The organism is Nocardioides sp. LML1-1-1.1 (assembly GCF_040676175.1).
Lineage (GTDB): Bacteria > Actinomycetota > Actinomycetes > Propionibacteriales > Nocardioidaceae > Nocardioides.
On sequence record NZ_JBEGHK010000006.1, the window covers coordinates 249,714 to 270,341 of the forward strand.

General features: G+C 69.7%; 18 protein-coding genes. 14 read left to right on the forward strand and 4 right to left on the reverse strand.

The annotated features are described in order from the left end of the window. Window positions 1-22 precede the first annotated feature (22 nt). From MRBLML1_RS20415 to MRBLML1_RS20430, 4 genes are read right to left on the reverse strand one after another with little or no spacing between them, the layout of a single operon-like run. A complete protein-coding gene (locus MRBLML1_RS20415) occupies window positions 23-1,186 on the reverse strand; it encodes an ABC transporter permease (RefSeq protein ID WP_364519475.1) in 1,164 nt (387 codons plus the stop codon). Further along, window positions 1,183-2,073, reverse strand: coding sequence for an ABC transporter ATP-binding protein (locus MRBLML1_RS20420; RefSeq protein WP_364519477.1), 891 nt, complete (start codon window positions 2,071-2,073; stop codon window positions 1,183-1,185). Before MRBLML1_RS20420 ends, MRBLML1_RS20415 begins: the two co-directional genes overlap by 4 nt. Further along, complete coding sequence (locus MRBLML1_RS20425; RefSeq protein WP_364519479.1) at window positions 2,070-3,314, reverse strand: YcaO-like family protein; 1,245 nt, start codon at window positions 3,312-3,314, stop codon at window positions 2,070-2,072. Before MRBLML1_RS20425 ends, MRBLML1_RS20420 begins: the two co-directional genes overlap by 4 nt. 28 nt (window positions 3,315-3,342) lie before the next feature. Next, window positions 3,343-3,573 (reverse strand): hypothetical protein, encoded by a 231-nt coding sequence (locus tag MRBLML1_RS20430; protein WP_364519481.1) that lies wholly within the window; start codon window positions 3,571-3,573, stop codon window positions 3,343-3,345. A gap of 331 nt (window positions 3,574-3,904) precedes the next feature. Here MRBLML1_RS20430 and rplJ point away from each other — a divergent pair, with 331 nt between their 5' ends. From rplJ to rpoB, 14 genes are all read left to right on the forward strand, one after another. Next, a complete protein-coding gene (gene rplJ, locus MRBLML1_RS20435) occupies window positions 3,905-4,546 on the forward strand; it encodes a 50S ribosomal protein L10 (protein ID WP_364519483.1) in 642 nt (213 codons plus the stop codon). Between the two features lie 80 nt (window positions 4,547-4,626). Next, window positions 4,627-5,019, forward strand: coding sequence for a 50S ribosomal protein L7/L12 (gene rplL, locus MRBLML1_RS20440; RefSeq protein ID WP_364519485.1), 393 nt, complete (start codon window positions 4,627-4,629; stop codon window positions 5,017-5,019). A 452-nt stretch (window positions 5,020-5,471) separates the two neighbouring features. Beyond that, window positions 5,472-6,437 carry an ABC transporter ATP-binding protein gene (locus MRBLML1_RS20445; protein WP_364519487.1) on the forward strand — a complete coding sequence of 322 codons (966 nt, stop codon included), beginning with the start codon at window positions 5,472-5,474 and terminating at the stop codon, window positions 6,435-6,437. A 5-nt stretch (window positions 6,438-6,442) separates the two neighbouring features. After that, window positions 6,443-7,225, forward strand: coding sequence for an MlaE family ABC transporter permease (locus MRBLML1_RS20450; protein WP_364519489.1), 783 nt, complete (start codon window positions 6,443-6,445; stop codon window positions 7,223-7,225). Window positions 7,226-7,235: 10 nt separating this feature from the next. Then, window positions 7,236-8,063 (forward strand): MlaE family ABC transporter permease, encoded by an 828-nt coding sequence (locus MRBLML1_RS20455; RefSeq protein WP_364519491.1) that lies wholly within the window; start codon window positions 7,236-7,238, stop codon window positions 8,061-8,063. Between the two features lie 7 nt (window positions 8,064-8,070). Continuing rightward, a complete protein-coding gene (locus MRBLML1_RS20460) occupies window positions 8,071-9,327 on the forward strand; it encodes an MCE family protein (protein ID WP_364519493.1) in 1,257 nt (418 codons plus the stop codon). Further along, complete coding sequence (locus tag MRBLML1_RS20465) at window positions 9,324-10,385, forward strand: MCE family protein (protein ID WP_364519495.1); 1,062 nt, start codon at window positions 9,324-9,326, stop codon at window positions 10,383-10,385. Before MRBLML1_RS20460 ends, MRBLML1_RS20465 begins: the two co-directional genes overlap by 4 nt. Continuing rightward, window positions 10,382-11,350 carry an MCE family protein gene (locus tag MRBLML1_RS20470; protein ID WP_364519497.1) on the forward strand — a complete coding sequence of 323 codons (969 nt, stop codon included), beginning with the start codon at window positions 10,382-10,384 and terminating at the stop codon, window positions 11,348-11,350. Before MRBLML1_RS20465 ends, MRBLML1_RS20470 begins: the two co-directional genes overlap by 4 nt. Beyond that, window positions 11,350-12,486: an MCE family protein gene (locus MRBLML1_RS20475; RefSeq protein WP_364519499.1), complete on the forward strand. Its 1,137-nt coding sequence runs from the start codon at window positions 11,350-11,352 to the stop codon at window positions 12,484-12,486. The genes MRBLML1_RS20470 and MRBLML1_RS20475 overlap by 1 nt, the downstream gene beginning before the upstream one ends. After that, a complete protein-coding gene (locus MRBLML1_RS20480) occupies window positions 12,483-13,937 on the forward strand; it encodes an MCE family protein (protein ID WP_364519501.1) in 1,455 nt (484 codons plus the stop codon). Before MRBLML1_RS20475 ends, MRBLML1_RS20480 begins: the two co-directional genes overlap by 4 nt. Beyond that, the gene (locus MRBLML1_RS20485) at window positions 13,934-15,211 is read left to right on the forward strand and encodes an MlaD family protein (protein ID WP_364519503.1); all 1,278 of its coding nucleotides are present in this window, start codon (window positions 13,934-13,936) and stop codon (window positions 15,209-15,211) included. The genes MRBLML1_RS20480 and MRBLML1_RS20485 overlap by 4 nt, the downstream gene beginning before the upstream one ends. Further along, window positions 15,208-15,942 (forward strand): hypothetical protein, encoded by a 735-nt coding sequence (locus tag MRBLML1_RS20490; RefSeq protein ID WP_364519505.1) that lies wholly within the window; start codon window positions 15,208-15,210, stop codon window positions 15,940-15,942. Before MRBLML1_RS20485 ends, MRBLML1_RS20490 begins: the two co-directional genes overlap by 4 nt. After that, window positions 15,939-16,826, forward strand: coding sequence for a J domain-containing protein (locus MRBLML1_RS20495; RefSeq protein WP_364519507.1), 888 nt, complete (start codon window positions 15,939-15,941; stop codon window positions 16,824-16,826). The genes MRBLML1_RS20490 and MRBLML1_RS20495 overlap by 4 nt, the downstream gene beginning before the upstream one ends. Window positions 16,827-17,074: 248 nt before the next feature. Beyond that, a complete protein-coding gene (rpoB, locus tag MRBLML1_RS20500) occupies window positions 17,075-20,563 on the forward strand; it encodes a DNA-directed RNA polymerase subunit beta (protein WP_364519509.1) in 3,489 nt (1,162 codons plus the stop codon). Window positions 20,564-20,628 lie beyond the last annotated feature (65 nt).

Here is a 20,628-nt window from a genome sequence, read left to right on the forward strand (position 1 = left end):
TGCTCCGATCGGGTGGTGGGGACTAGGAGTTGCGCAGGGAGTCGACCAGCGAGACCCGGGCACCGGTGCGCAGCACCGAGCGCTCGTAGACCCGGCCGCCGACGAGGGTGACCACGGCGACGGCGACGACGGTGAGGACCACGCTGAGCAGGACCTGCCAGCCGGCGACGTCCCCGGTGGCGAGCCGGACCGGCATCACCATGGAGGAGAAGGGCGGGACGACGGAGATGACCTGGGCGAAGGTCGAGTCCGACTCCTGCAGGGCGACGAAGGCGCCGAGGTAGGAGCCGACCATCAGCGCGCTCATCGGCCCGAGCGCGCCGTTGACCTCCTCCTGCCGGGAGACGAGGGAGGCCAGCGCCGCGGCGAGCGAGCCGAAGAAGAGGAAGCCGAGCAGGTAGCCGCCCGCGGCCGCCGCGAAGATCACCGCGGAGCCGTGCGGCAGGTCGTCGGTCATCCCGGTGAGTGCCGCGGTGCCGAGCCCGGCCGCGCCGAGCACGACCAGCTGGACCGCGCCGAGCAGCCCGAAGGCGAGCAGCTTGCCGGTCAGCAGCTGCCAGGGCCGTACGGCGACGAGCAGGATCTCCACGATCCGGTTGCCCTTCTCCTCCACGACCCCGATCGCCACGCCGATCGCGGAGGTCATCAACAGCATCAGCAGGGCGACCATCAGCAGCAGCGCCAGGCCGGTGCGGGCGCCGCTGTCGGCTGCCTCGTCGCCGACCGTCTCCCGGGTCAGCGGCGCGACCGCGAGGGCGCCCTGCTGCTGCTCGGCGCTGAGGCCGAGGTCGGTGAGCCGTTGCTGCACGGTGACCGCCTGGTGGGCGGAGTCGAGCAGGGCGCTCAGCGCGCCGTCGGGCTCGCCCTCGGTGAGCAGCCGGGTGCCGTCGACCACCACCGCGTCGAGGTCGCCCTCCTCCACGGAAGCCCGGGCCGCGGCCTCGTCCCGGTCGGTGACCAGCTCGACCTCCAGGCCGGCCTGGTCGGCGAGCTGCTCGACGACGGGGGCGAGCGCCTCGCTCGTCGTACCGACCAGGGCGACGGTGTAGTCGTCCTCGTCGATCAGCGACGGCACGACGACGAAGGCCACCACCGCCACCGTGCTCGCCAGCAAACCGAGCAGGAAGCCCTTGCTGCGGATCCGCGACTCGATCTCGCGGCGTGCCACCAACCAGACGTCGTTCACGCCATCGCCTCCCGGAAGAGCTCGGTCAGGGTCGGCTCGTCCCACGCGAAGTGCTCGACGGTGCCGAGCGCCATCGCCGCGGTGAGCACGGCGGTCGGGTCCGCGCCGTCGAGGGCGAGCACCGCGGTGCCGTCGGCGTCGGTCTCCACGAGCCGCCCCGGAAGCGCGCCGGCCCAGTCGTCGCGGGCGCCGGCGACGCGGACCCGCAGCCGCGGATCGCCCGTGCGCCGGGCGTCGGCGACCGAGGAGTCCAGCACGACGTGGCCGGCCCTGAGCATGGTGATCCGGTCGATCAGCCGGTCCACGAGGTCGAGCTGGTGGCTGGAGAAGACGATCGGCACGCCGGCCGCGGCCTTCTCGCGCAGCACCACCACCAGCGCCTGCGCACCGATCGGGTCGAGCCCGGAGAAGGGCTCGTCGAGCACCAGCAGCTCCGGGTCGTGCACCAGCGACACCGCGAACTGGACCCGCTGCTGGTTGCCCAGCGACAGGGTCTGCACGGCGGCGTCGCGGTAGCGGCCGATCTCCAGCCGCTCCAGCCACTCCTCGGTGGCCCGGCGCGCGGCCGCCGGGCCCAGCCCGTAGAGCCGCCCGAAGTAGTCGATCTGCGGCCCGACGGCCATCTTCTGGTAGAGCCCGCGCTCCTCGGGCATGTAGCCGAAGCGCCGGCGCGCGGCCCGGTCCACCGGCCGGCCCTGCCAGGTGCAGGTGCCCGCGTCCGGGGTCAGCACGCCCATGATCGCGCGCATCGTGGTCGTCTTGCCGGCGCCGTTGGGGCCGACGAAGCCGAGGATCTGGCCGGCGCCGACGCTGAGTTCGACGCCGTCGAGGACCGTCTTGTCGCCGTAGCTCTTGGTGAGGCCGGTGACCCGCAGCTCGCCGCTCATGGCAACGGGTGGGGGTCGGGGCAGCGCTCGCCGGGGCCGAGGCGCCGTTCGTTCCAGCCGTACGTCGTGCGCTCGTCGATGCGCAGCGGCTGGTAGCCGGCCGGCACCACCTTGACCACCGACCAGCCCATCGCCCGCACCCGCTCCGGGAGCCGGTCGGAGAGGTCGAGCACGATCGGGTCGAGGCCGTCGGCGACCAGCGCGGCGAGCAGCTCGTCGGTGCCGAGCCGCGGCAGCGAGAGCGGGTACGTCGACGGCAGCGGGTCCGCGAGCCACTCGGCCACGCTCGCGGCACCCCGCGGCGAGGCGAGGAAGGCGAGCCGGTCGTTGTCGCCGGTGATCACGCTCGGTGGCGGCTCCGTGGCGGCGGCGCGCACGGCGAGCAGGCTGCGGTAGAGCTGCAGGCTCTCCTCCAGCGCGCCCGCGACGGCGTGCCCCGGGTCGTCGGAGACCTTCGCGCCGACGCAGACGGCGGGTCCGGTGCCGGTCTCGACCCGGACCCCGCCCACGACGCAGACCAGCCCGGGGACCGACAGCGGCAGCTCGGCCAGCACCGGCTGCATCCCGCCGGCCCGGACCAGGTCGAGCAGGGCGCTCACCCGGCGCCACGAGGCGTCCGGCGGCCCGTCGGCGAGCAGGCCGTCCACGTCGACGGCGCGGGTGCGCAGCCGACGGGTCCAGGACACGATGATGGCGTCCCGCTCCACGGTCTCCAGCAGCGCCGAGCGCAGCGCCTGGTCGTGGCCGATGCCGGACGCCGTCCCAGACGGCCCCGGGTCGAACTCCGGCCGCTCGCTCTCGGCGGGGTAGTCCACCAGCCCCGCCGGCACGAGCAGCTCCGCGCCGTCGCGGACCCGGGTGCCGGCGTAGCGGCGGACCGGGCGGTGCAGGGGAGCGTGCAGCGCGTCCCCGCTGCCGTCGTACGACGGGGCGGTGGCGGGGTCCGCCTCCGGCCCGCTGTGCAGGGCCAGCCGCTCGACCGCCTCACCCACCGCGCGCACCAGGGCGTCGCGGCGGGTGAGGGCGCAGGCACCCGTCACGCAGGTGGTGAGCGCGGTGTCGCTGGTCGGTGGCGGGTGCGGGCACGCCAGCTGGATCGCGACCCGCCACAGGCCGTCGCCGGCGGTGCCCGGAGGCTCGACCGAGTGCACGCGCACCAAGCCGGCCGCCGGGTCGAGGAGTCCCAGCAGGTCGAGGGCGGCCCGGGGGCGCGAGGCGGGCGCCGGGGCGGTGGTCGGCACGGTCACGAGCGGCCGGCGGGGGTCCGGACTACTCCCAGCCCCAGTTGTCCAGGGCGGTGTGGATGTCCGGGACGGGGATGACGATGACGCCGCCGACGACGATGGTGCCGGTGGTCGGGGGCTGCGGCGGGACCGGCTGCGCGTCGCTGGGCGCGGCCGCGAGCAGGGTGCCGGCGATGCCGAGGGACCCGACGACGGCGGCGCGGCGGACCAGGCGGCCGAGGCGACGGGGGGAACGGGAGGTGCTGAGAGGAGCCATGGGGGATGTTCCTTCCGAGAGAGTCGTTGCTGGAGAATCGTCGGGCCGGGGCCTACCCACCCAGAAGCGGGGTCAAGCGGCCATGTCCTGGTCCGGACAGTCCTCGATTTGGCGCAGGCCCCCGGGCGCCGTACCGTTGCCCGCGAAACCTTTAGACCGCCGGTTGTCCGGGCTGCCAAGTTCGGGCCGAAGGTTCCACGGAAGTGGACGCCTGCGCAGGGGATCAGAGCAGCACCGCGGGCCTCGCCCGCTGTCCACGCCCTGAGCGCCTGCGCTCGGGGCGTTCGTCTTTCCCGGACGAGTGCGGCGGTCCCCATCCGGAAGGAGACCCATGGCGCGGGCAGACAAGCAGGCCGCCGTCGCGGAGATCGCTGAGTCGTTCAGCGAGTCCGCAGGCGCTGTGCTGACCGAGTACCGCGGTCTCACCGTCAAGGAGCTGCAGGACCTTCGCCGCTCCCTCGGTGCGAACGCCAACTACGCCGTGGTCAAGAACACGCTGGCCAAGCTCGCCGCCAAGGAGGCGGGCATCGACGGCTTCGACGACCTGCTCACCGGCCCGACCGCGATCGCCTTCATCAAGGGCGACGTCGTCGAGGCGGCGAAGGGTCTGCGTGACTTTGCCAAGGCGAACCCCACCCTGGTCATCAAGGGTGGCGTTCTCGACGGCGCGCTCCTCGACGCGAAGGAGATCGCCAAGCTGGCCGATCTCGAGTCGCGCGAGGTGCTCCTGGGCAAGCTCGCGGGCGCGATGCTCGCTTCGCTCAGCCAGGCCGTCTACCTCCTCAACGCCCCGCTCGCCCAGGCTGCCCGGCTCGCCGGCGCCCTGGAGGCGAAGGCGCAGGAGGACCCCTCGATCCTCGCAGGTGGTGCCGGCACGCCGGCCGCCGCTGACGAGGCTCCCGCCGAGGAGGAGGCTCCCACCGAGGAGCCCGCCGCCGAGGCCGCCTCTGACGAGGAGCCCGCCGAGGCCTGAGGCCCCGGCGTCACCACCACCTGAAACCCGGCCCTGCGGCGACGTACGCCGACGGGCCACCTGAGAAAGGAACCGCCACCATGGCGAAGCTCACCACTGACGAGCTCCTCGACGCGTTCAAGGAGATGACCCTCATCGAGCTCTCCGAGTTCGTGAAGCAGTTCGAGGAGACCTTCGGCGTCACCGCCGCCGCCCCGGTCGCCGTTGCCGCCGCTCCCGCCGCCGGCGGTGCCGCGGGTGGCGACGACGCCGCTGCCGCGCAGGACGAGTTCGACGTCATCCTCGAGGCCGCTGGTGACAAGAAGATCAACGTCATCAAGGAGGTGCGCGCGCTGACCTCCCTCGGTCTGAAGGAGGCCAAGGACCTCGTCGAGGGCGCGCCCAAGGCCATCCTGGAGAAGGTCAACAAGGAGACGGCTGACAAGGCCAAGGAGTCCCTCGAGGGCGCCGGCGCCACCGTCACCCTCAAGTGACCTCTCGCTGATCCGTCAGCACCGAGGCCGGCAGAGCACCGCTCTGCCGGCCTCGGGCATTTTTCGCCCACCCGTGACGTGGGGGTTCCCACCCGTGACGTGGGGGTTCCCACCCGTGACTTGGGGTTCCCACCCGTGACTTGGGGTTCCCACCCGTGACTTGGGGGTTCCCACCCGTGACTTGGGGGGCACAAGTGCCAACTCAACGGTGGGAAGTGCCAACTCAACGGTGGGAAGTGCCAACTCAACGGTGGGAAGTGCCAACTCGACGGTGGGAAGTGCCGGCTCGAGCTGGGTGAGCGCTCGGGCCGCGGGAGGCTACTCGCGAGTACATTCCTGGTCTCGATAGTCGGTTCGGCGTGACGGGGGCCACGGAGACCGCGTAACGTGCGCCACGTGCTCGCGTTGTTCCCACGCAGCACGACCCGGGGTCAGCGGAGGAAGAGGTCAACATGGGCGTCGACGTAGCGGTGACGAACCTGACGAAGCAGTTCGGCAAGCAGCTCATCTGGAAGGGCGTCTCGCTCACCCTGCCCGCCGGTGAGATCTCGGTGATGCTGGGCCCGTCCGGCACCGGTAAGTCGGTCTTCCTCAAGGCGCTGATCGGCCTGATCAAGCCCGACGAGGGCTCGATCGTCATCGAGGGCACCGACATCGCCTCCTGCTCCGAGAAGGAGCTCTACGAGGTCCGCAAGCTGTTCGGCGTGCTGTTCCAGGACGGCGCGATGTTCGGCTCGATGAACCTCTACGACAACGTCGCCTTCCCGCTGCGCGAGCACACCAAGAAGGGCGAGTCCGAGATCCGTGACATCGTCATGGAGAAGATGGACCTCGTCGGTCTGCTCGGCGCGGAGATGAAGCTCCCCGGCGAGATCTCCGGCGGCATGCGCAAGCGTGCCGGCCTGGCCCGCGCGCTCGTGCTCGACCCGGAGATCCTCCTCATCGACGAGCCCGACTCCGGCCTCGACCCGGTGCGCACGTCGTTCATCAACCAGCTCTTCGTCGACCTCAACGCGCAGATCGACGCGACCTTCCTGATCGTCACCCACGACGTGCACTCGGTGCGCGTGGTGCCCGACCAGATCGGTCTGCTCTACCACAAGCACCTCGCGATGTACGGCCCCCGCGAGATGCTGCTGTCCTCCGACGAGCCCGTGGTGCGCCAGTTCCTCAACGCCCAGACGGTCGGCCCGATCGGCATGTCGGAGGAGAAGGACGCCGACCAGCTCGCCGCGGAGAAGGACCTGAGCCTGCCGGCGCTGCCGCCGATCCCGCTGCAGCTCGAGCCCTCCAACGGCATCCCGCGCCGGGCCCAGCGTGAGCCCGGAGCCTGGTGCCGGGAGAACGGCATCACGCCGCCGCCCGGTTCGTTCACCAAGGAAGCCGAGCACGCCAGCGGCTCCCAGCAGACGCACTGACCCACATGTCTCTGACGGTTGCCAGGGCTCTCCAGCCCGTCGGAACCGCCGGGAAGCTCTTCGCCTTCGCACTCGACGTCGCGCGAGGTCTCTTCCGGCGCCCGTTCCAGACACGTGAGTTCATCCAGCAGGCCTGGTTCATCGCCTCGGTCACCATCGTGCCGACGGCGCTGGTCGCCATCCCCTTCGGCGCGGTCATCGCGCTCCAGGTCGGCGGCCTGATCAAGCAGTTCGGCGCGCAGTCGTTCACCGGCTCCGCTTCCGTGCTCGCGGTCATCCAGCAGGCCGGCCCGATCGCGACGGCGCTGCTGATCGCCGGTGCCGGCGGCTCGGCGATCGCCGCCGACCTCGGCGCGCGCAAGATCCGCGAGGAGCTCGACGCCATGATGGTGCTGGGCATCGACCCGATCCAGCGCCTCGTCGTACCGCGGGTGCTCGCGTGCATGCTCGTCGCGGTCTTCCTCAACGGCATGGTCAGCGTCGTCGGCGTCGCCGGCGGCTACGTCTTCAACGTGATCCTGCAGGACGGCACCCCGGGCGCCTACCTCGCCAGCTTCACCGCGCTCGCCCAGCTGCCGGACGTGTGGATCGGCATGCTCAAGGCGCTGATCTTCGGCCTGATCGCCGCCATCGTCGCGGCCTACAAGGGCATGAACGCCGGCGGCGGCCCGAAGGGCGTGGGCGACGCCGTCAACGAGTCCGTGGTCATCACCTTCCTGCTGCTGTTCGTCGTCAACTTCACGCTGAGCACGATCTACCTGCAGGTCGTGCCCCCGAAGACGGGTTGAGGTGGCGCACATGTCGAACATCAAGGCGGTCTACCAGCGGCCCGTGCAGGGCCTGGACACCCTCGGCCACGAGCTGTCCTTCTACCTCAAGGTGCTCCTCGCGCTGCCGCGCTCGATCACCCGCTACCCGCGCGAGATCCTGCGGATCCTCGCCGAGGTGACCCTCGGCTCCGGCGCGCTCGCGGTCATCGGCGGCACGGTCGGCGTCATCATCGGGATGACCTTCTTCACCGGTGCCCAGGTCGGCCTGTCCGGCTACGCCGCCCTCAACCAGCTCGGTACGGCGGCCTTCTCCGGCTTCGTCTCGGCCTACTTCAACACCCGCGAGATCGCTCCGCTCGTCGCTGGCATCGCGCTCGCCGCGACCGTCGGCTGCGGCTTCACCGCCCAGCTCGGCGCCATGCGGATCTCGGAGGAGATCGACGCCGTCGAGGTGATGGCGATCCCGTCGATGCAGTTCCTCGTCACCACCCGCGTGGTCGGCGGGCTCATCGCGATCGTCCCGCTCTACGTCGTCGGCCTGCTGTCGTCGTACGTCGCCAGCCGGCTCGTGGTGACCAAGTTCTACGGCCAGTCGTCGGGCACCTACGACCACTACTTCAACCAGTTCCTGCCACCCGGCGACGTGCTGTGGTCCTTCGGCAAGGTGCTGGTCTTCGCGGTGGTCGTCATCCTGATCCACTGCTACCACGGCTACACCGCCTCGGGCGGTCCCGCGGGCGTGGGCGTCGCGGTGGGCAAGGCGGTGCGGACCAGCATCGTCGCGATCAACGTGATCGACCTCTTCCTGTCGATGGCGATCTGGGGCGCCTCGACCACCGTCAGGCTGGCGGGGTGATCGGGCGATGAACCGCATCCTCGCCGCGCACAAGGTCCTCGGCGTGGTCTTCGTGTGCCTGCTCCTGCTCGGTGTGTGGCTGACCTACGCGACCTTCACCAAGAAGTTCGTCGACTACGAGAAGGTCACCCTGACCACCTCGACCGTCGGCCTCCAGCTGCCCAACCGCGCGGACGTCAAGATCCGCGGCGTCATCGTCGGCGAGGTCCTCCAGGCCCGCTCCGGCGAGGGCAAGAGCGCCGTGCTGACCCTCGGGATCTACCCCGACAAGCTCGACGAGATCCCGGCCAACGTGACCGGCTCGATCGTGCCGAAGACGCTGTTCGGCGAGAAGTACGTCTCGCTCGTCGTCCCGGACACCGGCCCCTCGGGCACCATCCAGGTCGGCGCGACGATCAGCCGCACCAAGGTCGCCACCGAGCTGGAGGAGGTCCTCTCCGACATCTACCCGCTGCTCACCACGGTGCGCCCGGCCGACCTCAACGCGACGCTGACGGCACTGGCGACCGCGCTCGACGGCCGTGGCGAGCAGCTCGGCCAGAACCTCGAGACGGTCGACTCCTACCTCAAGCGGATCAACCCGCAGATCCCCGCGCTGCTGGAGGACCTGAAGCTGACCGCCCAGGTCTCCGACACCTACGCCGACATCCTTCCCGAGGTGGCCCAGATCCTCGACAACACGGTGAAGACGACCGGCACGCTGGAGGAGAAGGAGGCGTCGCTGACCGCGACCCTGCGCGACGTGCGCAGCTTCTCCGACACCGCGCGCTCCTTCCTCGACGCCAACGAGGCCAAGCTGCGCGAGGCCGGCGAGCTGAGCACGCCGATCCTGCGCGCCGTCGCCCGGTACGCCGTGACGATCCCCTGCATGGCAGCGGGCATCGTCAAGGCCCAGGGCCGGCTCGCCAGCGCCTTCCGCGGCTACGAGCTGCACATCGTGCTGGAGACCTTGCAGGACCAGCCGCGCAAGTACACCGCCAAGGACGCCCCGAAGTTCGGCGACGACCGCGGCCCCAACTGCCTGGGCCTGCCGGACATCCCCTACAGCCAGGAGAACCCCTATCCGCCGCTGCCGCACCTCAACGACGGCATGAACGGCGACACCGGCAAGGGCAACCTCCGCCCGGCGCCCGGCGACGCGTCGTACACCGGCACGCCGGACGACGTGGCCGCGCTGCGTGGCGCGCTCGACGCCGAGTACGGCGCCGGCGACGACCTGAGCGTGCTGCTGGCCGGCCCGCTGGCGGCGGGAGGCACGCGATGATCCGCGGTCTCGACAAGCGCACCAGCGGCGACCTGGTCAGGCTGGTCGTCTTCATGGTCACCACGGCGCTGGCGACCAGCATCCTGGTGATCACCATCGGCAACCTGTCCTTCGGCGCCAAGAAGGACTACGCCGCCGAGTTCGTCGACGCCACCGGCGTCAACAAGGGCGACGACATCCGGATCGCGGGCGTCAAGGTCGGCAGCGTCGAGGACGTGCAGGTCGTCGGTCCGAACCGCGCGCTGGTGAAGTTCAAGGTCGACTCCGACACCGTCCTCAACGACGCCACGCACGCCAAGATCCGCTACCGCAACCTGCTCGGCCAGCGCTACATCTCGCTCTTCCAGGAGGGCGAGAGCGGCGACCGGCTGAAGGAGGACGCGAAGATCCCGACGAAGAAGACCGAGCCGGCGCTCGACCTGACGGTGCTCTTCAACGGTTTCAAGCCGCTCTTCGAGGCGCTCTCGCCCGACGACATCAACAAGCTCTCCTACGAGATCGTCCAGGTCTTCCAGGGCGAGGGCGGCACCCTCGAGGGGCTGCTGTCCAGCACCGCCTCGATCACCCAGACCCTGGCCGACCGCGACAAGGTGATCGGCGAGCTGCTCGACAACCTCGACTACGTCCTCGACCACGTCGCCGACCGTGACCAGCAGCTGACCCGGCTGATCGACAGCTTCCGCGGCCTGGTGGGCGGCCTCAACGACGACCGCGAGGCGATCCTCTCCTCGCTCGACTCGATCTCCGCGCTGTCCGTGCAGACCGCGGCCCTGGTGACCGACATCAAGGACCCGTTCGTCAAGGACATCAAGGAGCTGCGCACGGTCGCGACCACGCTCGACCGCAACCGCAAGGAGATCGACCGCTCGATGCAGGTGCTGCCGATCAAGCTGCGCAAGATCGGACGCACGGCGACGTACGGCTCCTGGTTCAACTTCTACCTGTGCCACTTCAAGGTGACGATCAAGGTGCCCGGGAGCGACAAGCCGATCCTCGACCCGAACATCCCGCTCGGGACCAACCGCTGCACGCTCGCGAAGGAGGTGGGGGAGCAGTGAAGCCCTTCCGCGAGCGCAACCCCGTCGTCGTGGGTGCGGTCAGCATCGCCACCCTGGTGCTGATGGTCGTGGCCGCGATGCGTGCCCAGGACCTGCCGCTCGTCGGCGGCGGCGACACCTACTACGCCTCGTTCACCGAGGCGGGCGGGCTCAAGGTCAAGGACGAGGTCCGCATCGCCGGCGTGCGCGTCGGCCAGGTCACCTCGATGGAGCTCGACGGCAACTCGGTCAAGGTCGGCTTCAAGATCAAGACCGACCAGAAGTTCGGCGACCAGACCTCCGCCGACATCAAGGTCAAGACGATCCTCGGCTCGATGTTCCTCGCGCTCACCCCCGGTGGCGAGGGCGAGATGGCCGAGGGCGGGACGATCCCGACCGACCGCACCACCTCGCCGTACGACGTCGTGGAGGCCTTCAGCGGACTGGCCGAGACCTCCGCCGACATCGACACCGACCAGCTGGCCGCGTCGCTGACGACGCTGGCCGACCTGACCCGCAACACCCCCGAGGAGTTCCGCTCCGCCCTGTCCGGCGTCTCGGCGCTGTCGAAGGTGGTGGCCTCGCGGGACTCCGAGATCAACTCGCTGCTCAAGAACCTCAACCGGGTCTCGACCGTGCTCGACTCCCGCGACGAGGACATCGTGGCGCTGATGGGCGACGCGGACACGCTGTTCCAGGCGCTGGTGAAGCGCAAGGACCAGATCCACCGCCTGCTGGTCTCGACCACGACGCTGAGCACGAAGCTGACCGGCCTGATCCGGGAGAGCCGCGCGGACCTCAAGCCCGCGCTCGACCACCTGGACTCGGTGCTGCAGGTGATCAAGAAGAACGAGAACAACCTGGAGCAGTCGATCGCGACGATGGCGCCCTTCTACCGCGTGTTCGCGAGCACCCTGGGCAGCGGCCCGTGGTTCGACACCTACCTGTTCAACCTGCCGCCGGCACCGCGACTGGGAGGCCAGTGATGAGTGGGCTGCGCCGCTGGCTGCCCGTGGGCGTCGTGCTCCTGCTGCTCCTCGCCGGAGTGGTGTGGATGCTCGGCGGCGAGGGTGACCGCAAGACCGTGACCGCCTACTTCCCGCGCGCCGTCTCGGTCTACGAGGGCAGTGACGTCCGGGTCCTCGGCGTGGCCGTCGGCCAGGTCGAGGAGGTGGTGCCGCAGGGCACCCAGGTCAAGGTCGTGATGACCTACGACAACGACGTCGACGTCCCGCAGGACGCGGAGGCGGTCATCGTCTCGCCGTCCGTCGTCGGCGACCGCTACGTCCAGCTCTCGCCGGCCTTCGAGGACGGCGACAAGGTGATGGCCGACAACACCGTCATCAAGGCGGAGAAGACCGGCATCCCGCTGGAGCTCGACGAGATCTACTCCAGCATCGACAAGCTGACCGTCGCGCTCGGCCCCGAGGGTGCCAACCGCGAGGGCGCGCTGACCGACCTGCTGGAGCAGACCGCGAAGAACTTCGGCGGCCAGGGCGAGCAGTTCCACCAGACCATCAAGGACTTCGGCAAGCTCAGCGAGACCCTGGACAACAACAAGGACGACCTGTTCGAGTCGGCCACCCAGCTCGAGGGATTCATCAAGACCCTCGCCGACAACGACGACACGGTGCGCGGCTTCAACCGCTCGCTGGGCAACGTCTCGACGCTGCTCAACGACGAGCGCCAGGAGCTGACCACCGCGCTGACCAACCTCGGCACCGCGCTCGACGAGGTCGCGACCTTCGTCAAGACCAACCGGGCCGTGTTGGGCCGCAACATCAAGGACGTCAACCGGGTGGCCAAGGTGCTGGTGCGCCAGCGCTCGGCGCTGGACGAGATCCTCGACGCCGGTCCGCTGGCGCTGACGAACCTCTACCACACCTACAACCCCAAGGACGCCACGCTCGACACCAACGCCAACCTCGGCAACATCCTGCACGAGCTGACGTCCAAGCCCTCCTCGGTGGTCTGCCTGCTGGTCGCGGCGGCCGACGAGAAGGGGGAGCTGTGCAACCTGGTCCGCAAGCTGCTCCCGCGCGGCGCACCCTTCGGCACCGGCTCGGCGTTCTCCCAGCCCTACGACCCGACGCTCAACGGACTCGTGGAGGTGGAGCGATGAGGGGCTTCGGTGCCCGCGCCCGGCTGGCCGTCGCGCTGCTCGCCGGGACGATGATGCTCTCCGGCTGCGACTTCGACGTCTACAAGCTGCCGCTGCCCGGCGGTGCCGACACCGGCTCGGACCCGATCGAGGTCAAGGTCCAGTTCGACGACGTGCTCGACCTGGTGCCCAAGTCCTCGGTCAAGGTCAACGACGTGAGCGTCGGCCAGGTGACCGACGTCGACCTGGACGGCGACAAGGCCGTGGTCACCCTCAAGCTGCGCAAGGACGTCGACCTGCCCGACCAGCCGGTCGCCTCGATCCGCCAGACCAGCCTGCTCGGCGAGAAGTTCGTCTCCCTCGCCGCGCCGACCAACGGCGGGCAGGGCCGGCTCTCCGACGGCGACGTCATCGAGAACGGCGGCCGCAACCCCGAGGTCGAGGACGTCCTCGGCGCGCTGAGCCTGGTCCTCAACGGCGGCGGCATCGCCCAGCTGAAGACGATCTCCTCCGAGCTCAACAAGGCCCTCGACGGCCGCGAGGACTCCGCGAAGTCGGTGCTCACCCAGGTCCGCTCGCTGGTCAGCCGGCTCGACGAGCGCAAGGGCGACATCGTCGCCGCGATCGAGTCGGTCAACCGGCTCGCGGTCAGCGCCCGCCAGCACCAGGACAGCATCGACCGGGCCCTGGAGGAGCTGCCCAGCGCGCTCGACTCGCTGGACCGCCAGCGCGGCGACCTGGTGAAGATGCTCGACGGGCTGACCAAGCTCAGCAACGTCGGCGTGCGGGTCATCCAGACCACGCAGACCTCCACGGTCAACTCGCTCAAGGCGCTGGACCCGATCCTGACCCAGCTCGCGAAGGCCGGTGACAACTTCACCAAGGGCTTCAGCACCTTCTTGACCTACCCGTTCATCGACGAGGCCGTCGGCCGCAACCCCGCGACCGCCAAGAACCTCCACATGGGCGACTACGTCAACCTCTCGATCGACCTGCAGCTCGACCTCGGCAACCTGCGCCTGCCCGACGTCGCGTGCATCCCGATCAACGAGCTGCCGGACCTGCCGCTCGACACCCTGGTCGACCTCAAGACGCTGTGCTCCGGGGTCACCAAGACGCTGCAGTCGTGCCTGCGCACGCCGCCGGACGCGGCCGCCTGCCTCAAGCTCCCGCAGTTCCTCGTCGACAACGTCTGCCAGGCGGTCAAGCTGCTCTGCGGCGGCCTGCCGAACCTGGCCGGCACCAGCAGCCGGAGCACGCCGGGCACCAGGCCCAGCGCGGCCGCCGACCCGCTCGGCAACCTGCTGGGCAGCGTGCTCGGCGGCGGCGGCCTCAACCGGCCGCAGCCAGGGGCGACCGACGACGTGAACACGATGTGGCGCGCCTTCGACGACGCCTACGACGCCGACCTGGTCGACCTCTACTCGGCGGCGCTCGTGGCGAAGGCCCCGGCAAGGAGCGTGTCCCGGTGATCACTCGTCGCACCCGCATCCAGCTGTTCATCTTCGCGCTGATCACCCTGCTCGGCGTCAGCTACGTCGGCGCCCGCTACGCCCACCTCGACCGGCTCGTCGTCGACGGCGACTACACCGTGGTCGCGCACTACCCCGACAGCGGCGGCATCTTCACCGGCGCCGAGGTGACCTACCGCGGGGTCGGCATCGGCTCGGTCGGCGAGCTCGTGCTCACCGACAAGGGCGTGGACGTCCACCTCGACATCGAGAACAAGTGGGACAAGATCCCGCGCGACACGATCGCCCTGGTCGGCAACCGCTCCGCGGTCGGTGAGCAGTACGTCGAGCTGCAGCCGCAGACCGACGACGGCCCCTACCTGGTGGAGGGCTCGGAGATCGACGACGTCGCGACCCCGATCGCGACCGAGAAGCTGCTGGGTGACCTGTCCGCGACCGTCTCCAGCGTCGACCGCGACTCGCTGCGGACCACCATCGAGGAGCTCGGCAAGGCCTTCGAGGGCACCGGGCCGGACCTGCAGAAGATCATCGACACCGGCAACTCCTTCATCGAGACCGCCGACGACAACTTCGACGTCACCACCGCGCTGATCCGCGACAGCAACACGGTGCTCCAGGGCCAGCTCGCCACGCAGAGCTCGCTGCGCACCTTCGCCACCCAGCTGTCCTCGTTCAGCTCGGCGCTCGCGGGTGCCGACCCGGCCCTGCGCAAGGTGATCGACTCCGGCTCGGTCGCCGCCACCCAGCTGCGCACCTTCTTGGAGCAGAACGGCGTCGAGCTCAGCGACCTGCTCTCCAACCTGGTCACCACCGGCCGGGTCGTGATCCGGCACCTGGCCGGCATCAAGCAGCTCCTGGTCGTCTACCCCTACGCCGTCGGCGCGGGCCAGGTCGTCGTCGGCAAGAACACCGAGGGCAGCTGGGACGCGCACTTCGGGCTGATCCTCAGCCCGACGTCGACCCCCTGCTACGCCGGCTACTCCAAAGACCGCCGCAACCCGGAGTCGGAGCGGTTCGACGACCCGCCGATGCCCAACGTCGGCTGCACGGACAAGAACCCCAACATCAACGCACGCGGCCTGCAGAACCTGCAGCGCCCGGCGCCGGGCAGCACCGCCTACGACGTCTCCGCGCACTACGACGAGGCCACCGGCAAGCTGACCTGGGACATCCCGTCGGGCGGTTCCAGCGGCCGGAGTAACGTGGCCCCGTCGACGCTCGGAGAGGACTCGTGGAAGTGGCTGTACCTCCAACCGACGCTCGAGCGCCGGTGACGCCGGAGCCGACCGAGCAGGAGGACACCACCCCGCGCAGGTCCGTCGTGCTGCGCTGGTCGGTGCTCGCCCTGCTGACCGTCGTCCTCGTGGCTGGCCTCGTGGTGTCGGCGATCGTGGTGCTCGGCAACGGCGCGGGCTCCAGCCCGAAGGAGAAGTTCGACTCCGTGGGCGACCCGCCGGTGAGCGTCACCAAGGACCGCGAGCAGGTGCTGGCCGCGGCCGACACCTTCGCCACCCGCTTCAACACCTACGGTCCCGACCTGCTCGACCAGCAGGGCAAGATGCCGAAGTACGCCGAGGTGGGCACGCTGATGTCCGCCAAGTTCCGCAAGGTCTTCGACCAGAACGTCGTGCTCGCCGAGAAGACCGTCGCGGAGACCGGTATCGCGCGGGTCGCCGACGTCCTCGGCACCGGCATCTCGGCGATCGACGACGACTCGGCGACCGTCCTCATCGGCACGACCGTCGACTCGTCGTACCCGAGCCCGGACGACCCGAAGGAGCGGATCAACTTCGCTCCGCAGCGCTTCCGCTACGAGATCTCGCTGGTGAAGGTCGACGGCGCCTGGCTGGTCGACGACCTCGACGACCTCGACGACGGGCTGCCGTCGCTGGGCAGCTCCTCGGCCCAGGACACCCTGCCGTCCGGCGCGCCGACGCCGTCGACGTCGCCCTCGACCTCGTCGTCGCCCTCGGGCAGCCCGAGCGAGGGGAGCACGACGCCGTGAGCGCCAACCTCTACGACATCCTCGACGTCGAGGAGTCGGCCAGCGCCGAGGAGATCCGCGCCGCGTGGAAGAGCGCGGTCGCCGACCTCGACCCGACCGACCGCCGGTTCCGGGCCTACAGCGACGCCGCCGGGGTGCTCCTCGACGACGACAAGCGGGCCGCGTACGACGCCGAGCTGGCCGCCGAGCGCGAGGCCGCCGCTCCGGCGCCGGCCACCGCGGCCGCCACCGCCGCGACCACTCCCGCTGGCACGCCCGGCAGCAAGCCGGGGAAGGCCGCCGCGGCCGACCCGGCCGCTGGCGCAGCCCAGGACGAGCCGGCGCGGACCCCGTCCGAGGGCCCCCCGGGCTGGGTGCTCACGACCGTCGGCGTCGCGGCCGCGGCGGCGCTGGTGCTCGCCGTGGTGCTGCTCCTGCTGCCCGGCGGCACGCTCTTCTCCGACAGCTCGCCGAAGAAGATCGCCCAGGCCAACGCGACCTTCGAGAAGTCCTCGATCTCGGCCGAGGGCGCCGCGGAGCGCCTGGTCACGCCGGTCTTCTCCTACAACTACGAGACCATGGACGCCGACCTGGAGCGGGTGCAGCAGTACCTCGGCCCCGAGCTCGCGGCCAAGCAGGCCAAGCTCTGGCCGACCCTGACCAAGGACGCCGTCGCCCAGCAGGTCGTCGTCGAGGCGAAGGCCGAGGCGGCGGCGCTGACCCGGCTCAGCAAGGACGGCAAGAACGCCACCGTGCTGGTCTTCCTGGTCCAGGACAGCACCAAGCGGGGCACCCAGCAGACGCCGCTGAAGATGTGGGTCTCGCTCGACCTGGTCCGCAAGGCCGGCAGTGCGGACGACTGGCTGGTCTCCGGGCTGTGCGTCGACGCGGGCTGCAAGAGCTGAGCCTTCGCGGCCGGGTCGCTTGACCTCGGGCCACCTCGCCGAGCATGATCGGCGCACCGGATCGAGGGCAGCAGGTTCGAGCCGGAACACGACTGCGAGATGCACGCGCGGCCGGCGTTGTTCGGCGCGCCCACTTCGTGTATCGTGGCTCCTTGCGCCTGCCCTCAGATGCGCTTCGGCCTGCCCGGTGGCCGTTGACGTGGTGGACAGGGCGCTCTCGAAAGAGTCGAACCGTCGAAGGACAACTCTTGGCCGCGCGCACCACCCCCGGTAAGTCCCGCATTTCTTTCGCGAAGATCTCCGAGCCGCTGGCACTGCCGCAGCTCCTCTCGCTCCAGACCGACAGCTTCGACTGGCTGATCGGCAACGAGGCCCACAAGGCCCGGATCGAGGCCCGCATCGCTGCGGGCGTCGACGCGACGTTCAAGTCCGGTCTCGAGGAGATCTTCGAGGAGATCTCCCCGATCGAGGACTTCTCCGAGACCATGTCGCTCTCCTTCGAGAACCCGGTCTTCTACGACCCCAAGTACACCGTGGACGAGTGCAAGGAGAAGGACCTCACCTACTCCGCCCCGCTCTACGTCTCCGCGGAGTTCACCAACAACGAGACCGGTGAGATCAAGGGCCAGACGGTCTTCATGGGCGACTTCCCGCTCATGACGCCCAAGGGCACCTTCGTCATCAACGGCACCGAGCGCGTCGTCGTCTCGCAGCTCGTCCGCTCGCCGGGCGTCTACTTCGAGCGCACCGCCGACAAGACGTCCGACAAGGACATCTTCACCGCCAAGCTGATCCCCAGCCGCGGCGCCTGGCTCGAGTTCGAGATCGACAAGCGCGACATGGTCGGCGTCCGCCTCGACCGCAAGCGCAAGCAGAACGTCACCGTCCTGCTCAAGGCCCTCCAGGCCATCGCCGAGGACACCGGCGAGGAGTACGACTACGACGCCGTGATGGCCGACCTGCGCCAGTTCGAGTCGATCCAGCTGACCGAGGAGAAGGACAACACCTCCGGTCCCGACGACGCGCTGCTCGACATCTACCGCAAGCTGCGCCCGGGCGAGCCGCCGACGCGCGAGGCCGCGCTGACGCTGCTGAAGAACTACTACTTCAACCCCAAGCGCTACGACCTGGCCAAGGTCGGTCGCTACAAGATCAACAAGAAGCTCGGTCAGGACCAGGCGTTCGACCAGCAGACCATGACGATCTCCGACATGGTCGCGACCATCCGCTACATCGTGGCGCTGCACGACGGTCGCACCCAGCTGGAGAGCGCCCAGGGCGAGATCGACATCAGCCCGGACGACATCGACCACTTCGGCAACCGCCGGATGCGCACGGTCGGTGAGCTGATCCAGAACCAGCTCCGCACGGGCCTGGCCCGCATGGAGCGCGTGGTCCGCGAGCGGATGACCACCCAGGACGTCGAGGCGATCACGCCGCAGTCGCTGATCAACATCCGCCCCGTCGTCGCGGCGCTGAAGGAGTTCTTCGGCACCTCGCAGCTCTCGCAGTTCATGGACCAGACCAACCCGATCGCGGGCCTGACGCACAAGCGCCGCCTCTCCGCGCTCGGCCCCGGTGGTCTCTCCCGTGACCGCGCCGGCATGGAGGTCCGTGACGTCCACCCGTCGCACTACGGCCGCATGTGCCCGATCGAGACGCCGGAAGGCCCGAACATCGGTCTGATCGGCTCGCTCGCGTCGTACGGGCGGATCAACCCGTTCGGCTTCGTCGAGACGCCCTACCGCAAGGTCGAGAACGGCACGGTCACCGACCAGATCGACTACCTCACCGCCGACGACGAGGACCGCTACGTCATCGCGCAGGCCAACGCGGCCCTCGACAAGAACAACAAGTTCGTCGAGGACCGGGTGCTGGTGCGCCTGCGCCAGGGCGAGGTCTCCGAGATCCCGGGCGACGAGGTCGACTACATGGACGTCTCGCCGCGCCAGATGGTGTCGGTCGCGACGGCCCTGATCCCGTTCCTCGAGCACGACGACGCCAACCGTGCGCTCATGGGCGCCAACATGCAGCGCCAGGCCGTGCCGCTCATCAAGAGCGACAGCCCGATCGTCGGCACCGGCATCGAGTTCCGTGCCGCGGTCGACGCCGGTGACGTGGTCACCGCGACGGCGGCCGGTGTCGTCAAGTCGGTCTCCGCCGACCTGGTCGAGACCATGAACGACGACGGCACCTACTCGTCGTACCGCCTGGCCAAGTTCAAGCGCTCCAACCAGGGCACCTGCATCAACCAGCGCCCGCTGGTCGAGGCGGGGGACCGGGTCGAGGTCGGCTCGCCGATCGCCGACGGTCCGTGCACCGACAACGCGGAGATGGCGCTGGGCACCAACCTGCTCGTGGCGTTCATGCCGTGGGAGGGTCACAACTACGAGGACGCCATCATCCTCAGCCAGCGCCTGGTGCAGGAGGACGTCCTCACCTCGATCCACATCGAGGAGCACGAGGTCGACGCCCGCGACACCAAGCTGGGTCCGGAGGAGATCACCCGGGACATCCCGAACGTCTCCGAGGAGATGCTGGCCGACCTCGACGAGCGCGGCATCATCCGCATCGGTGCCGAGGTCCGCGACGGCGACCTGCTCGTCGGCAAGGTCACGCCCAAGGGCGAGACCGAGCTGACCCCGGAGGAGCGGCTGCTCCGCGCGATCTTCGGTGAGAAGGCGCGCGAGGTCCGCGACACCTCGATGAAGGTCCCGCACGGCGAGACCGGCACGGTCATCGGCGTCCGGGTCTTCGACCGCGAGGAGGGCGACGAGCTGCCGCCGGGCGTCAACCAGCTGGTGCGCGTCTACGTCGCGCAGAAGCGGAAGATCTCCGTCGGTGACAAGCTCGCCGGCCGCCACGGCAACAAGGGCGTCATCGCGAAGATCCTGCCCGTCGAGGACATGCCGTTCATGGAGGACGGCACCCCGGTCGACGTCGTGCTCAACCCGCTGGGTGTGCCGCGACGGATGAACATCGGCCAGATCCTCGAGCTGCACCTGGGCTGGCTCGGCAAGCAGGGCTGGGACCTCAACCTCTCGGGCGACCCGGAGAACTCCGACTGGAAGCAGCGGCTGATCTCGATCGGTGTCGACAAGGCCGACCCGAACACCAAGGTCGCGACGCCGGTCTTCGACGGTGCGCGTGAGGACGAGATCATCGGCCTGCTCGGTGCGACGCTGCCCACCCGCGACGGTGTGCGGATGATCAAGGAGGACGGCAAGGCCAGCCTCTTCGACGGTCGCTCCGGTGAGCCGTTCAAGGACCCGGTCTCGGTGGGCTACATGTACATCCTCAAGCTCCACCACCTGGTCGACGACAAGATCCACGCGCGCTCGACCGGCCCCTACTCGATGATCACGCAGCAGCCGCTGGGCGGTAAGGCCCAGTTCGGTGGCCAGCGGTTCGGCGAGATGGAGGTGTGGGCGATGGAGGCGTACGGCGCCGCCTACGCCCTCCAGGAGCTGCTCACCATCAAGTCCGACGACGTGCCTGGTCGCGTCAAGGTCTACGAGGCCATCGTGAAGGGCGAGAACATCCCCGACTCGGGCATCCCGGAGTCGTTCAAGGTCCTCGTCAAGGAGATGCAGTCGCTGTGCCTCAACGTGGAGGTGCTGTCCCAGGACGGCACGGCCATCGAGATGCGCGACGCGGAGGAGGACGTCTTCCGCGCCGCCGAGGAGCTCGGCATCGACCTGTCGCGTCGCGAGCCCTCGAGCGTCGAAGAAGTCTGAGCGTGGGTCTCGACAGGCTCGACCAACGGCCCCGGCCGTCGAGCCTGTCGAGACGCCCTCAGTCC